The organism is Peptoclostridium litorale DSM 5388 (assembly GCF_900141635.1).
GTDB classification, from domain to species: domain Bacteria; phylum Bacillota; class Clostridia; order Peptostreptococcales; family Peptostreptococcaceae; genus Peptoclostridium; species Peptoclostridium litorale.
Map to the genome: position 1 here is coordinate 255250 of NZ_FSRH01000002.1, position 15125 is coordinate 270374.

Here is a 15125-nt window from a genome sequence, read left to right on the forward strand (position 1 = left end):
AATTCCATCTCCTATCTTTTAGTATACCTTGATACGTTGAGTACTACGCCTATTGAAGCCATCAGTATTATAAGCGATGTCCCTCCAAAACTTATAAACGGCAGCGGCATTCCTGTTGCCGGCATAGACGATGTTACAACCGCTATGTTTATCATTATCTGAATCGCTATTTGAGATATTATTCCGCTTACAAGCATGCATGAAAAGAAATCTGGAGCATTCATAGCAACCTTTATGCATCTGTATATCAGAAATACATAGAGCATAAGTATTATTATACAGCCTATGTATCCAAGTTCTTCTCCTATTATAGCAAATATGAAATCATTTTGAGGCTCTGGTATATAGAGAAATTTTTCATTGCTCCTTCCAAGTCCCAGCCCGAAAAGACCGCCCGTTCCAAGCGCATAAAGGGACTGTATTACCTGATAGTTGTTTCCCAGTTCGTCTTTGAATGGGTCCATAAATCCAGTGACCCTTTTCCACCTATATTCACTGCTCAGCGCAAGAATGAGTACGGCAGGGATTGCCGACCCCGCGGCTATAAATGCATATCTCCACTGAAGGCCCGCAGCAAACATCATGCACACTCCAGTCATCACTATTGTACCCGCAGTGGAAAGGTCAGGCTGTAAAAATACAAGTCCGAAAAATGATATGCATATTATCCCAGGGAGAATAGCTCCCCCTATTGACTTTTCTATATACCTTCTGTTTATATATTTCGCAATCAACACTATGGATGCGAATTTGGCCAGTTCAGACGGCATTATAGTCATGCCGCCTATTCTAATCCATCTTTGCGCTCCGTTTAGGTTGGTTCCAAGAGGTGTTAAAACGGCAATAAGAAGGAGTATTGACGCACCTGCGAAAAACCAAGCATATTTTTCAATCTTTTTGTAATTGAAGAAAGACATGAAAAACAGTGCAAACATTCCAATCACAGCATATGCCACATTTCTTTTCAAGAAATAGTACTGGTCCCCCAGCCTTTTCCCGGCCTGTACATAACTTGCACTGAAGACCATTACTATCCCTATCGAAACAAGTATGAGTGTAGCAAAAAGTATATACTGGTCAAAACTTCTGGCCCTCTGTTTTTGATTTTTCTCACCGTTTTTTTTAACTTCTTTTTTTTGAGACCCACTCATCAAAAAACCTCCTCAAAAAACTAAAGCTTTCCAACCTCTTGTTTGAAATCCATTCCCCTGATTTCATAGCTCGGATACATGTCCCAGCTTGCACATGCAGGTGAAAGCAGCACTATGTCACCTTTTTTAGCAAGTGAGCTGGCCTTTTCAACGGCTTCGTGCATGTTATTGACATCATGACAGTTATTAAAGCCTTTTTCATTTGCTGTTTTTCTTATTTTCTGAGCAGTTTCTCCAAGAAGCACAAGCTCTTTCACCTTGCCTTCAAAACTCAATATGAATTCATCAAATTCACTTCCCTTGTCCATGCCGCCGGCTATTAGCACAAGCGGCCTGTCATAGGCTTCAACTGCCTTTATAGAAGCGTCTGGGTTCGTCCCCTTTGAATCATTCACATAGTCCACTCCGCCTACAGTCCTTACAAATTCAAGCCTGTGCTCGACACCTTCAAAATTTTTAAGGGCCTTTACTATGAGACTCTCATCCATTCCCATGCACAGTGCCACTGCAACTGCAGCAAGTACATTCTCAAGGTTGTGCGCTCCTGGTATCCTTATATCTTCAATGCATGCAAGCTTGTTTGGCGCTCCTTCTATTTCAGATACTATCTCTCCGCTGTCAACATATACTCCGCAGTCAATCTTCTCATTCCTGCTGAAAAATACGACTTTGGACTTGCAAAATCCTGAAAGCTTTCTAGTTTCAGGGCAGTCGTAATTAAGCACTGTATAGTCGCCATCTCTTTGGTTTTTAAATATATTCGCCTTTGCATCTATATAGTTTTCCATAGTCTTGTGTCTATTGAGGTGGTCCGGAGTTATGTTGAGCACCGCACTTACCTTCGGACGAAAATCCACTATGCTTTCAAGCTGAAAACTGCTCAGCTCAGTTACAAGCACAGAAGATTCATCTGCCGAATCAACAACCTCTATTGCAGGTCTTCCTATGTTTCCAACTACAAATGTCTTGTGTTTTGACAGTTTGAACATCTCTCCAACAAGACTTGTAGTGGTTGTTTTTCCATTCGTTCCCGTTATTCCAACAAATGGAGCTCTCGAAAACCTGTATGCAAGTTCTATCTCACTTATTACTTCAGTGCCTTTTGACCTGAGGCTCTCCACTATCGGTATGTCTGCAGGTACTCCCGGAGACATTACCACAAGTTCTATCCCTTCAATTTTATCTGGGTGGCTTCCGAGTATGTATTCGACATCCAGCTCCGCGAGCTCTTCCAGTATATCTTCTACCTGCTCTTTGCTTTTGATGTCGTTTACAGTTATCTTAGCACCTTTGCTGCTTAAAAACTTTATTGTAGATATTCCGGTTTTTGCAAGGCCTATCAAAAGAACCCTCTTGCCTTCCAATTTCATTTTTATCCACCCTTCCATATTTTATCTGAATACGTTTTTTAAATACTTAAATAAATGCAATAAGTGCAACTGCTCCCAATACAAGACTCGTCGCCCAAAACACGCCAACAACCTTGGTCTCGTGCCATCCCACAAGTTCAAAGTGATGGTGGATGGGGCTCATTTTAAAAACCCTTTTTCCCGTAAGTTTAAATGATGTAACCTGTATTATAACCGAAAGCGACTCCGCAAAATATATGCCGCCCACTATGGGGATCATAAGCGACGCATTCATTATCACAGCCGCTGCAGCAACAGCTCCTCCAAGAGCCATAGACCCCGTATCTCCCATGAATACCTTCGCAGGATATATGTTGAACCTTAAAAAACCAAGGCATGCTCCAAACACGGCACTGCAAACTATTGCTATTGACTCATACCCCAGCATCGAAGCCGTGATCACAAAGAATACAGACACTATGAGGGTAACCCCTGACGCCAGCCCGTCAAGCCCGTCTGTAAGGTTTACACTGTTTACAGTGGCCACAACTACAAGCACTGTAAATGGAATATAGAGCATTCCCATGTCAAAATAGTATCCGTCTGTAAATGGTACTAAAATAGAACTTCCATAGTCAGAAGTCTTATACTGGTAAAGTACTATTAAAAACGCAAACACAAACTGCCCTATAAGTTTTTGATAAGCTCTAAGCCCCAAAGACCTTTTCAGTACCACCTTTATGTAGTCATCCACAAATCCTACAAGCCCGAATCCTATTATGGAAAAAAGCGCAACGAGCATATTGCCGTCTACCTTTCCACTTAAAAGCGAAGCCACAATTATGCCTATTACAAGTATTATCCCACCCATTGTAGGAGTTCCGTTTTTCACAAGATGGGTCTTTGGCCCCTCATCCCTTATCGTTTGACCGAATTTAAGCCTTTTTAATACAGGTATTAGCATTGGACCCGATATCAAAGTAGCTGCAAGCGCAACCACCGCTGGAATTAAAACCATGTGATAATTAAACATTAAATACTGCTCCTCTCTTCAAGCGAGATTACTATTTCTTCCATTTTCATCCCCCTCGAGCCCTTTACAAGCACAACATCTTTTGGCTTTACTATCGCTTTTATATATTTTGACGCATCATCTCTGCTTTCAAAATGCCTTCCGCAGTTCAAACCGTTTTTCAAAGCTTCGTCCAAAATATACTTGGAGTCCTTTCCAACAGTTATCATTATATCTACCTTGTCTGATGCATGCTTTCCCACCATCTCATGGCCTTCCCTGGCATAGCTTCCCATTTCGAGCATGTCGCCAAATACACATATCTTCCTCCGGCCCTCATAGGATGTCATAAAGTCCAGTGCCGATTTCATGGAATCGGGATTTGCATTATAAGCATCATTAATTATTATAAAGCTTTTTTCTATAATATCCAATCTCATTTTCTCATTCTCAAAAAGAGCCACTCCCGATACTATATCCTTAATATCAATATCGGCTTCAATGCCTGTACAAATCGCCGCAAGGGCATTATATATGTTGTGTCTGCCCCTTGACGGCACATAAAACTCGGTTTCACTTCCATGTATGAGCACTTTGAATCTGATGCCGTATTCATCCTGGTCATAACCTGTGCATATGATGTCATTGTGGCCCTCAAATCCAAATTTCACAATCCTGTATCCGCCATTTGGGTCTATTCCTTTTAAAAGCTCGTCGTCTCCATTAACTATGAGAATAGAATCATCGTCGAGGAAATTAGTCACTTCCATCTTGGCCTTTAGTATGTTCTCCCTTGACCCTAGGTTTTCTATGTGAGAATATCCTATATTCGTTATTATTGCAATTTGAGGCCTTGCTATGGATGCAAGCAGATCTATCTCTCCAAGATTTGACATTCCCATCTCGAAAATTGCCGCCTCATGACTTTTGTCAAGTTCAAACATTGTAAGCGGAAGGCCTATATGATTGTTGAAATTCCCCTTGTTTCTGTGGGTTTTGTACTTCTTTGAAAGCACATTGTAAACCATTGTCTTTGTGCTTGTCTTTCCGCAGCTGCCCGTTATGCCGACGCATTTGACGTCAAAAAGGCTTTTGTATCCTCTTGCTATGTCTGCAAGTGCCGCCGTAGTGTCTTCAACCTCCACTATGCTGCTCAAATCCCTTATTCTCCTGTTTACTTCGACTCTAGCTTCCTTTATGAAGCTTCTTGCACCCTTTTCAAATACGTCTTCTATAAACGAATGTCCATCGAACCGTTCGCCCTTTATGGCCACATATGTCTGGGAAGGCTTTGCGACTCTTGAGTCGATACATATTCCGGCCACTTTGTCCATGGCATTCCCCGAATAAAGTTTCCCTCTTGTCCATTCAAGTATATCCACTATCCGTACGTTTTCCATTCTATTTTACCTCCAGGTATTTTCTGGCGATTTCCCTGTCATCAAAATGTATCTTTTCGCTTCCGATTATCTGGTAAGTCTCATGCCCCTTGCCTGCTATCACCACTACGTCTCCCTCTTTCGCCATTGAAACTGCATTTTTTATGGCAATATTGCGGTCTTTTTCCACCTGGTAGTTCTGGTTCTGCGTATCCATCCCGCCGAGCACGTCATTTATTATTGCATCCGGGTCTTCAGTTCTTGGATTGTCCGAAGTCACTATGCTGACATCGCTGTATTTTTGGCTTATCCCTCCCATTACGGGCCTCTTTGTAGTGTCCCTGTCTCCACCACATCCAAATACGGTTATTATTCTTCCCTTCGCAAATGAACCTGCAGTCCTAAGTATGTTTTCAAGGGCATCTGGGGTATGGGCATAGTCGACTATTACGGTTTCTCCCTCCTTGCCGCTTATGCTCTCAAATCTTCCCGGAACGCCTTTGCAAAGGCTTATGCTCCTTTGAATCTGCTCCTTTGGCACTTCCGTTGCATAAAGGAGAGCTGCCGCTGCAAGCGAATTGTACACGCTGAATTCTCCAGGAATCGAAAGCTCTATGTCTATCTTGTAATCCGGCGTGACCATTGTATATTTCACGCCTTCCGAAGAAATCTTCACGCCCTTTGCCATTATGTCTGCCTGTTCCCTTATTGCATAGCTTATCCTCTTGGCCTTGGCGCATTTTACATTTTCATATATCCTTCTTCCCCACTCGTCATCTATGTTTATTATGTTGGCTTTAGAAGTCATGTGAAATAGCTTTTCCTTGGCGTTCATGTAGCTTTCAATGTCACCATGAAAGTCCATGTGCTCGGGAGTGAGGTTCGTGAATATGCCGTACTTGAAATCGCATCCGTCCACCCTGTCAAGCTCCAGAGAATGGGATGAAACCTCCATAACACAGCTGTCTATGCCATTTCCGACCATCTCATGGAAATACTGCTGAAGTTCAAGGCTTTCAGGTGTTGTCCTCTCGGATTCAATGTCTCGTTTTCCGGTATAAGTTTTTATGGTTCCCACTATTCCGCTGTCCCTTCCCATGCTTTCAAGAGATGACTTCACAAGATATGTTATTGTAGTCTTTCCGTTTGTTCCAGTAACCCCTGTAAGCTGGATGCCCTTTGAAGGGTTGTTATAGAAGTTGGATGCGGCTTTTGCCATTTCTCTTCTAGTGTTTTCAACTTTTACTACTGTTGCGCCCTCAACTTCTATGTCCTCTTGCACCAAGAATACCCTGCATCCCTTTTCATATGCCTTTGATGCATATTCATGCCCATTAGAGCTGAAACCCTTTATGCATATGAAAACATCGCCTTCAGATGCTTTTCTTGAATCGTAACATATTCCCTCTATATCAGTATCCATGTCCCCTCTAAAATCCAAAACATCAATTCCGTATAAAATCTCTCTAAGCTTCATGTGCTACCTCCATTTGCAATTATCGTGAAGTAAACTGCTTCAAAACGCGAACATATGGTGTCTGCGGATTGTTCTTATTTTACAGCCATGTCGTCCCTTTTCAAGTTTTAATTGAATTCGACGCTCACTACGCTTCCTGGCGGAACTGCGCTTCCCTGTGCCGGCTGCTGGCTCACTGCTGTTCCGCTTCCCGTAGCCTTTAGCTTGAGTCCTATTCCCTGCAGTATATTACCCGCTTCCTTTAGAGTCTTGCCCGCTACGTCCGGAACCGTAACATTCTGGCCAGCCTGCGCACCCTGGCTCTTGACATCCAATTTCATATAAAGCATAACGCTTGAACCCGCCGGAATCTTTGTATCCGGACTAGGGAACATATCCATTACAATCGCCTCATCTGTAAACTCTGTGTTGGCCGGCTCTATCACAGGATTCAAAAGGCTCCCTGCAAGTATTTGCCTTGCTTTGCCAAGAGTTACATTTCTAACATCCGGTATAATCGCCTCGTCAATAATCAAACTGCTGCCCTCGCCCACATAATAGTTGGGCTTGACATTTAGATATCTGAGCGTATCGTACATTACTTCCTTTGCTATAGGGGCAGCTACAACCCCGCCGTACTTAGACTGGCCGTTCGGCTCATCTATGACTATGAGCGTTACTAAGTCGGGCCTCTCAGATGGAGCCATTCCCACAAAAGACGCGTAGTAGTATCCGCCTGCATATCCACCGTTTATTACCTTTTGGGCAGTACCAGTCTTTCCAGCGACATGGTAGCCTGGTATGAACGCTCTGTTTCCACCGCCTTCAGATACCACTGACTCCATTATCCTTCTCATGGTCCTTGCTGTTTCCTTTGATATAACCTTTCTGACCTGCTCCGGCTGGACTCTGTCTGTTATGTTCCCCTTTGAATCCACATACGCCTTTACGACATGAGGCTTCATCATAACACCGTCGTTTGCTATTGCGCTTATTGCAGTTATAAGCTGTATCGGAGTTACAGAGTTCGCCTGGCCGAACGATATGGTTGCAAGTTCCACAGGGCCGACATTTTCCTCTCTATGGTACATCCCCACCTGTTCTCCCGGAAGGTCTATGCCCGTTTTAGACATAAGACCGAAGGCCTTTATGTACTCGTACAGTTTTTTTCTTTCAAGCCTTCGCCCAAGTTCTATCATTACAGGGTTGCATGAGTTTTGGACCGCCTGTGCTAGTGTTTCCTCCCCATGTCCTCTCGGGTATACGTGGCATTTTATCTTGCGGCCCCCAACTTCCGCATAGCCGTTGCAGTAAAACTTCTCGCCTTCATAGGTGAGTCCCTCTTCAAGCGCCGCGCTGACCGTCACCGGCTTGAACGTTGATCCTGGTTCATATGTGGCGTTTACAAGAGGGTTTTTCCACATTTCAAACCATCCCTTGACTTTTTGCTCGCTGTCATATCCCGCAAATTCCTGCTGGAACCTTGGGTATATTGGCGTTCTCGGATCATTGGGATTGTAGTCCGGCTTTGATCCCATGGCTAGTATCTCCCCAGTACTTGGATCCATTACTATTCCCATGACGCTTTTTGCATTATTTTCAACAAGCCCTTTGTCGAGCGCCTTTTCAAGGTGGTGCTGCACAACCTCGTCTATTGTAAGTATTAGCCCTGCTCCGTCTTTTGATTCGTTGTATTTTCCGTTTTCATAAGGTATGTCCCTTCCCGAGGCGTCGGTTACACTTATCATTCTTCCCGGAAGCCCTCTAAGTTCCTTGTCATATTCAAGTTCCACGCCGGCCTGCCCGGAATTGTCAGACGATACATGACCTACTACATAGGAAGCAAAATTGCCATATGGATAATACCTCTTGTTATCTTTGACTATCCACACGCCCTTTATGCATTCCTTTTGAATTTTTTTTGCAGGCTCCTCGTCTATCCATCTTGCAATCCTCACAAGCCCGTTTGTGTCCCTACTTATATCAGAAAGTACCTGAGGCTTTTCAAGCTGAAGTATCTGCGCTATGGTATCCGAAGTTTTTTCCTTTTCCGCTATGCTTGATGGTTTTGCCCATACAGTGTACTTGGCTATGCTTATGGCCATTTCCTTGCCGTTTCTATCATATATAGTGCCTCTCTTGGCTTCTATCGGTATGTCTCTTACCTGCTGTGTAAGAGCTTTTTCTGTCAGCCAGTCTCCCCTTACTATTTGTAGGTATCCGAGCCTCATTATGAGCCCGAGAAATACAAGCAGCACAAAGCTTTGAAGTACAAAAAGTCTTCTTTTATTCCTTATGTTAACCTCAGCCAATTCCTATTCCTCCCAATTAGCTCTAGTGCACATTTATATACACAATCTGCTCGTCTTTAGGATAGTCCATCCCGAGTTTTTCCCTTGCTTCCTTTTCTATTTTAGCACTATTAGTCTTCATTTCAAGCTCATAATAAAGCTCTTTCTTCCTGTTTATATTGTCATCCAGTTCCTTATTCAGCGAATGTGCCTCGTAATTGAGCTTTGATATTGCCGAATACCTGCTCATAAGCATAAATATCGATACTATAAAGAATATTGTAGCCCCTGTCTTCAGCCTTGAGGAGCGTTTTTTTGCCCTTGCGTTTTTAGCCCTTGGCCCCATCGCATCCGAGGATTTTTTCGCCGCTTTTCTGTATTTTTCGATATTTGTAACATTCGACCTCTTAGCCATAAAATCACCCTTTCGGATTATTTTTTTTGCGCAATCCTTAGCTTTGCACTTCTAGACCTTGGGTTTACCTCTATTTCCTCCTCGCTTGGAAGTATTGGCTTTCTTGTTATTATCTTCACTTCGCTTTTCTTGTCGCACATGCACATTGGAAGCTCTGGCGGACATACACAGCTTTTGGCAAGCTCTTTGAATGCATTTTTTACTATTCTGTCTTCAAGGGAATGGAATGTTATTATGCATATCCTTCCTCCCTTGTTCATAATTGATGCGGCATCCCTTATTGTCTTTTCTATTACATCAAGTTCTCTGTTGACCTCTATCCTTATGGCCTGGAAAGTCCTCTTTGCAGGATGAGGCCCGTCGATTCTCGCCTTTTTTGGAATAGCTCTTTTTATTATGTCCACAAGCTCAAGAGTCGTCTCTATATCCTTTTCCTCTCTTGCCTCCACTATGAACTGCGCTATCCTTGCCGCCCAATTTTCCTCTCCGTATTCTCTTATTATCCTCTCAAGCTCCTCTTTGGAGTACTCGTTTACGACTTCCCTGGCTCCTGTTTTCACCCTGTTGTCCATTCTCATGTCAAGAGGCGCATCCTGCATGTACGAAAACCCTCTTTCAGCCTCGTCAAGCTGGTGAGATGAAACCCCAAGGTCCAAAAGCAAGCCGTCTATCTTTTCTATTCCAAGCTTTTCAATCTCCGACTTTATGTTTTCAAAATTACTGCGCACGAGCCTTATCCTGTCTCCATAAGGCTTTAGCCTCTCCTTTGCAGTGTTTATTGCGTTTATGTCCTGGTCAAACCCTACCAGCAGCCCGGCTTTAAGCCTCTTTGCTATTTCCGTGGAATGTCCCGCCCCGCCCAGCGTTCCATCAACATATATTCCATCTGGCTTTATGTCAAGCCCCTGTATACATTCGTCCAAAAGTACCGAAACGTGATTAAATTCCAATTCCATCTCTCCCCACTCTTATTTTCATATATCCTCTATTATACAACGTCAACATACAACCTTGTCATAGTACGATATTACTAGTCATTATTCTGATTTATATGCTTATTTCATTATAACTTGAATTCTTTTTCATGGCAAAGCCGCATAGCTCAGCTCACGGCTCTATGCGGCATTTGTGTTCTTCTTTGTCATTATCATATTTATAATTATGGCAATACCTATAAGAACTATGCTTATCACCTGTGCCATTCTAAGCGGTCCGAGCATCAGGCTGTCAGTCCTAAGGCCTTCTATCCAAAAACGCCCCAGAGAATAGGCCATCATGTACACCACCATAACCTGACCTTCGTATCTCTTTTTTCTCCTCATAAAAAGAAGAAGTGCAAACACACCTAAGTTCCATATCGATTCATAAAGAAATGTCGGGTGAACCTTCATGCCGTCCACCATTATTCCCCACGGCAAATCAGTCGGCCCCCCATGTGCCTCCTGGTTTATGAAATTCCCCCATCTTCCTATGGCTTGGCCGAGTATGAGGCTGGGAGCCGTAATGTCCACAAGTTTTGGAAAGCTGAGCTTTTTGACCCTGCAGAATATATATCCTGCCAAAACGCCCCCTATGACTCCTCCGTGTATGGCCATTCCTCCAAGCCTAGTGTTGATCATCTTTAGAAAATCCCCGCTGTAATAGCTCCAGTTAAATATGACATAGTAGGCTCTTGCACCAACTATGGCTGATGGTATCGCCACAAGGAAAAGGTCAAGCATTGTGTTTTCTTCAATCCCCTGCCTTTTGGCCTCTCTGAGCGCCAAAACCATTCCAATCAGTATTCCCGATGCCATGAGTATGCCATACCACCTTATGTCTATTCCAAATATCCTGAATGCAACAGGATCTATCATACTTACACCTCCAGCACACATAAATGCTTTACAATAAAATTCAGTTTTATATTTTTAAATCCAATCTCTTTTACAGCCTATAAAAAAGCCAGGCAAAAGCCTAGCTTTTTCATACTTCATTATAATTGTAGACAATCCCAAAGTCAATTTATTTGGGATGTATTATTGATATTACGCTATTTTCCCTGTTGAAATGGTCAAACAGCCTTTTTTGAACGCTTTCGAACTCTATTCCCTTTAATACATCCATATATTCAAGGAGGTTTATTCCCTTGAAATGGTATGATATGAAATTGTTTGCGATAAATTCAAGCGAATCGAAGTATTTTATGAAAGCTCCTATGTGCTTTTTCTTTATCCTCTCGAATTTTTCACGGTCAAGGCCTTCCTTCTTGTACTTTTCAATGTACTCAAACATCTTTTCTCTGACCTTGTAAGGGTCTTTTGACTCTCCGCCGGCAACTGTATATCCGTAGTCAGGCAAAAGAGTGTATGACGCCGAAAAATTTTCGTTTATAATACCATTTGAATACAGCTCGTCATAAAACTCGCTTCCCTTTTTGAATATCATGTCTATTAGTATATCTGTTGCAAGCTCTTTTTTAAGAAGGGTTTTCCCAAAATCGCCAACCTCGGTCTCCTTGAACCCTATGTTGAACATCGGCATTGAAACCGAAAGGCTCTCGACCATTTCCTCAACGCTTATGTTTGAAGGCTCCTCTGGCTGGAATCTTTCTATCTCCCTATCTGCAAGGCTCTTGTCCTGGTCTTTTGAAGATCTTTTCACAACGTCAACTATGTTGCCCCAGTCAAGATCCCCCACAACAAACAAGGCCATATTCTGAGGGCTGTAGAATGTATTGTAACAGTCGTAAAGCTCCTCTTTTGTTATCTTGTATATGCTCTCGACAGTTCCCGCTATGTCTATTTTATTTGGATGCTCGACGTACATTGCCTTAAGAGTATTGAAATACACCTTCCAGTCGGCATTATCGTCATACATTTTTATTTCCTGGGCAATTATCCCTTTTTCCTTTTCTACGTTCTCGTCTGTAAAATGAGGCGACTGTACATATTCTATGAGGTGCTCAAGAGCCTCATAAAAGTTTGCAGTGGCCGTGAAAAGGTATGAAGTCATAGTAAAATTGGTGTATGCATTTGCGCTTACCCCAAGCTGTGCAAACCTGTCAAAGGCATTACCTCCGTCGGGCTGCTCGAACATCTTGTGCTCAAGAAAATGTGCGATCCCCTCATTGACACTTAGCTTTTCACTCTTTCCAAGCGGTATGAATTCAAGGTCGTTTGACCCGTAGTTTGTCGAAAATACCGCGTACTGCTTCGTAAATCCTTTTTTTGGCATATAGAAAATTTCAAGCCCGTTTTCAAGCTTTTCGTAGTAAAGTTCTTCCTTTAATATATCGTTTGTCATTTTTTTCAAATCCCACACCCCCTAGTCTCTTAAAAAATAGACCGTATCCATTTTTATTTTCTTAGAAGCCTCAGAAACCTCTTCCTTTGTAACGGCCTTTATCTTTTGTATCATCTGCTCCGGAGTCTCGAAAATACCGCTCACAAGCTGTCCATAGTAAAACTCTGAAAGCGCCCCTATGCTGTCCGTCATGGACCTTAGCGAATTTACTATGGCATTTTTGCTGTTTTCCATCTCTTCGTCGCTTATCCTGCCCTTTTTCATGTCTGTCATTTCCTTTTCTATAAGCTTTAGAGCCTTTTCATAGTTTTCAACTTCTATTCCCGAGGAAATAAACATAAGCGCCTTGTACTTTTCTATGCTCGAATATATATAGTAGCAAAGGCTTTCCTTCTCCCTTATATTTAGGAACATTTTAGAGTGCGCTCCCCCACCTAGTATGCTTGAATATAGCGCAAGCGGATAGTACTCCTTGTCCGTAAAGTGTATGTTCGTCCTAAATCCTATGCACATCTTGCCCTGGGTGACGTCGAAGTGTTCTGTAATTTCCTTCTTCTTTTCGGGAATCTTGTATACTTCCTCCTTGGGTATTTCGACTATCTCCCTGTCATTGGCGATATTCACGTCAAAGAGACTCTTTATGCTGCTTATTACCCTGTCCCTTTCAATATCTCCAACCACAAGTACGTCTATGGGTGATGTGCTTATTATATTTTCATAGTGCTCGTAAAGGCTATTTCTATCTATAAGGTCAATATCATCCTCATATCCGTCCTCGTGTATGCTGTAGTTTTCACCACTGCACATTTCCTCTATACATCTTTCGACTGCATAGCTTGCCTTGTCATTTATCCTTCCCCTTATTGCATCTCTAAGGTTTTGGGCTTCTATGTCGAAATACTCCGGCTTGAAGCCTCCATCTTGCATAAGCGGATTGAAAATTATATCCTTTAAAAAGTCCATTCCCTTTTCAAATATGTCCTCATCTATGAACTTGTCATTGGTCATAACGAGCTTAAAGCTCATTATCTGTCTTTCTCCCTTTTTGCCTACGCTTGCAACAAGCTTTGAGCCGTACAGTTCGTCGAGCATCCTTGATATTTCAACCTGATTTTCATACCCCTTGCTTCCGCTTTTAAGTACATACGGAAGAAGTGCGTTTTTAGTGGCCTCTTCCCTAACAAGTGGCCTTTTTATGTAAACACTTACAAGATTAGTCTTAAACTTATTGTTTTCAACATATATAAGATTGACACCTTTTTTTATCTCTATCTTTTCAAAGCCTTCCAAATGGCATACCTCCCTTTATAATATTATTATTGAACTGATTCATACATACGTATTATACCATTTTTATGCAAACCAGACTCATATAATTGCAAATGTTGTTGCAATGTGGTGGGATGAGCATCCAAGCATCTTACGCAAGTTTTATCCCTCTACAAAATTATAACACCTACAAATGTAGGAATAAAATTCTTAACCTATTAGCTTCAAAAACTTCTTATAATGTCACATTATGTTGAATATATGTTCCATATAGAGTATAATATTTCTGCATGAGATATATTTTTGGAAAAATATTGAATAAGAAGCCAAAGCTTTTATAATAAACATATGAAAGGAAGATATTTAATGAAATTAGGTATAGTAGGACTACCTAACGTAGGTAAGAGTACACTTTTTAATGCAATAACACAGGCAGGTGCCGAATCTGCAAACTATCCATTTTGTACAATAGACCCGAACATAGGTGTCGTTTCAGTTCCAGACAAGAGACTTGATGTTCTTGCCGGAATATACGGATCTGAAAAGATTCTTCCAACTGCAATAGAGTTTTGCGACATAGCAGGACTTGTAAAGGGAGCCAGCAAGGGTGAAGGTCTTGGAAACAAGTTCCTTTCTCACATAAGGGAAGTCGAATCCATAGTTCACGTTGTAAGATGTTTCGAGGACCCTAACGTTGTACACGTTGACGGATGCATAGGACCTCTAAGAGACATAGAAACTATAAACCTTGAGCTTATATTCTCTGACCTTGATATGATAGAAAAAAGAATCCAAAAAACTCAAAAGCTTTCAAAGAGCGACAAATCGCTTGTTTCTGAGCTTGAACTTCTAAACAGGATAAAAGATACTCTTGAAAGTGACAAATGTGCAAGAACAATGGATCTTTCAGACGACGAGGCTGAAATTGTAAAGTCACTTAACCTGCTTACTTTCAAGCCTGTTATATACGCTGCAAACGTATCTGAGGATGATCTTGCAGATGACGGCGAAAACAACGAAAACGTGGCAGTTGTAAGAGAATATGCAAAAACTGAAGATGCGGAAGTAGTTGTGGTATGCGCGCAGATAGAGGCCGAGATATCAGAGCTTGAAGAAGACGAGAAGAAGGCTTTCCTTGAGGATCTTGGACTTGCCGAGTCAGGTCTTGACAAGCTTATAAAGGCTGGATACTCACTTCTTGGTCTTATAAGCTTCCTTACTGCTGGACCAAAGGAGACAAGGGCTTGGACTGTAAAGATGGGAAGCAAGGCTCCACAGGCGGCAGGAAGAATACACACTGACTTCGAAAGAGGTTTCATAAGAGCCGAGGTTGTAGCTTTTGATGACATCTCAAGAGAGGGAAGCATGAATGCTGCAAAGGACAAGGGCCTTGTCAGAGTAGAAGGCAAGGAATACATCGTAAACGACGGAGATGTAATGCTGTTTAGATTCAACGTGTAATACAATTTATAAATTCAATATATATCAGCTGCAGACTTTGTTAAAAGTCATGCAGCT

General features: G+C 42.1%; 12 protein-coding genes. 1 reads left to right on the forward strand and 11 read right to left on the reverse strand.

The features are described 5' to 3' along the window. Positions 1-11: 11 nt before the first annotated feature. The 11 genes from ftsW to yfmF all read right to left on the reverse strand — a co-directional run bounded on the left by ftsW (position 12) and on the right by yfmF (position 13628). Positions 12-1151: a putative lipid II flippase FtsW gene (gene ftsW, locus BUQ87_RS03005; protein WP_052636116.1), complete on the reverse strand. Its 1140-nt coding sequence runs from the start codon at positions 1149-1151 to the stop codon at positions 12-14. A 20-nt stretch (positions 1152-1171) separates the two neighbouring features. Further along, positions 1172-2521 carry a UDP-N-acetylmuramoyl-L-alanine--D-glutamate ligase gene (gene murD / locus BUQ87_RS03010; protein ID WP_038264859.1) on the reverse strand — a complete coding sequence of 450 codons (1350 nt, stop codon included), beginning with the start codon at positions 2519-2521 and terminating at the stop codon, positions 1172-1174. 46 nt (positions 2522-2567) lie between these two features. Next, entirely contained in the window at positions 2568-3533 is a 966-nt protein-coding gene (gene mraY / locus BUQ87_RS03015) for a phospho-N-acetylmuramoyl-pentapeptide-transferase (RefSeq protein ID WP_038264856.1), read from the reverse strand. Then, positions 3533-4912, reverse strand: a complete 1380-nt coding sequence (locus BUQ87_RS03020) for a UDP-N-acetylmuramoyl-tripeptide--D-alanyl-D-alanine ligase (protein ID WP_038264853.1) — start codon at positions 4910-4912, stop codon at positions 3533-3535. Before BUQ87_RS03020 ends, mraY begins: the two co-directional genes overlap by 1 nt. Before the next feature lies 1 nt (position 4913). Beyond that, positions 4914-6368, reverse strand: coding sequence for a UDP-N-acetylmuramoyl-L-alanyl-D-glutamate--2,6-diaminopimelate ligase (locus BUQ87_RS03025; RefSeq protein ID WP_038264851.1), 1455 nt, complete (start codon positions 6366-6368; stop codon positions 4914-4916). A gap of 107 nt (positions 6369-6475) precedes the next feature. Then, a complete protein-coding gene (locus BUQ87_RS03030; protein WP_038264847.1) occupies positions 6476-8659 on the reverse strand; it encodes a penicillin-binding transpeptidase domain-containing protein in 2184 nt (727 codons plus the stop codon). 22 nt (positions 8660-8681) lie between these two features. Then, the gene (locus BUQ87_RS03035) at positions 8682-9053 is read right to left on the reverse strand and encodes a septum formation initiator family protein (RefSeq protein ID WP_038264844.1); all 372 of its coding nucleotides are present in this window, start codon (positions 9051-9053) and stop codon (positions 8682-8684) included. Between the two features lie 17 nt (positions 9054-9070). Next, on the reverse strand, positions 9071-10003 hold the full coding sequence (gene rsmH, locus BUQ87_RS03040) for a 16S rRNA (cytosine(1402)-N(4))-methyltransferase RsmH (protein WP_038264842.1): 933 nt from the start codon (positions 10001-10003) through the stop codon (positions 9071-9073). A gap of 165 nt (positions 10004-10168) precedes the next feature. Next, positions 10169-10906 carry a prolipoprotein diacylglyceryl transferase gene (gene lgt / locus BUQ87_RS03045; RefSeq protein WP_038265480.1) on the reverse strand — a complete coding sequence of 246 codons (738 nt, stop codon included), beginning with the start codon at positions 10904-10906 and terminating at the stop codon, positions 10169-10171. Between the two features lie 151 nt (positions 10907-11057). Then, positions 11058-12347, reverse strand: a complete 1290-nt coding sequence (yfmH, locus tag BUQ87_RS03050; RefSeq protein ID WP_038264839.1) for an EF-P 5-aminopentanol modification-associated protein YfmH — start codon at positions 12345-12347, stop codon at positions 11058-11060. Positions 12348-12359: 12 nt separating this feature from the next. Beyond that, positions 12360-13628, reverse strand: coding sequence for an EF-P 5-aminopentanol modification-associated protein YfmF (gene yfmF, locus BUQ87_RS03055; RefSeq protein WP_038264836.1), 1269 nt, complete (start codon positions 13626-13628; stop codon positions 12360-12362). 345 nt (positions 13629-13973) lie between these two features. Here yfmF and ychF point away from each other — a divergent pair, with 345 nt between their 5' ends. Then, entirely contained in the window at positions 13974-15068 is a 1095-nt protein-coding gene (gene ychF, locus BUQ87_RS03060) for a redox-regulated ATPase YchF (protein WP_038264833.1), read from the forward strand. Positions 15069-15125 lie beyond the last annotated feature (57 nt).

Coding starts and splice junctions, on each gene's coding strand:
- mraY (WP_038264856.1), bottom strand. CDS start 3,533: ATGTTTAATTATCACATGGTTTTAATTCCAGCGGTGGTTGCGCTTGCA.
- ychF (WP_038264833.1), top strand. CDS start 13,974: ATGAAATTAGGTATAGTAGGACTACCTAACGTAGGTAAGAGTACACTT.
- BUQ87_RS03035 (WP_038264844.1), bottom strand. CDS start 9,053: ATGGCTAAGAGGTCGAATGTTACAAATATCGAAAAATACAGAAAAGCG.
- BUQ87_RS03020 (WP_038264853.1), bottom strand. CDS start 4,912: ATGGAAAACGTACGGATAGTGGATATACTTGAATGGACAAGAGGGAAA.
- ftsW (WP_052636116.1), bottom strand. CDS start 1,151: ATGAGTGGGTCTCAAAAAAAAGAAGTTAAAAAAAACGGTGAGAAAAAT.
- murD (WP_038264859.1), bottom strand. CDS start 2,521: ATGAAATTGGAAGGCAAGAGGGTTCTTTTGATAGGCCTTGCAAAAACC.
- BUQ87_RS03025 (WP_038264851.1), bottom strand. CDS start 6,368: ATGAAGCTTAGAGAGATTTTATACGGAATTGATGTTTTGGATTTTAGA.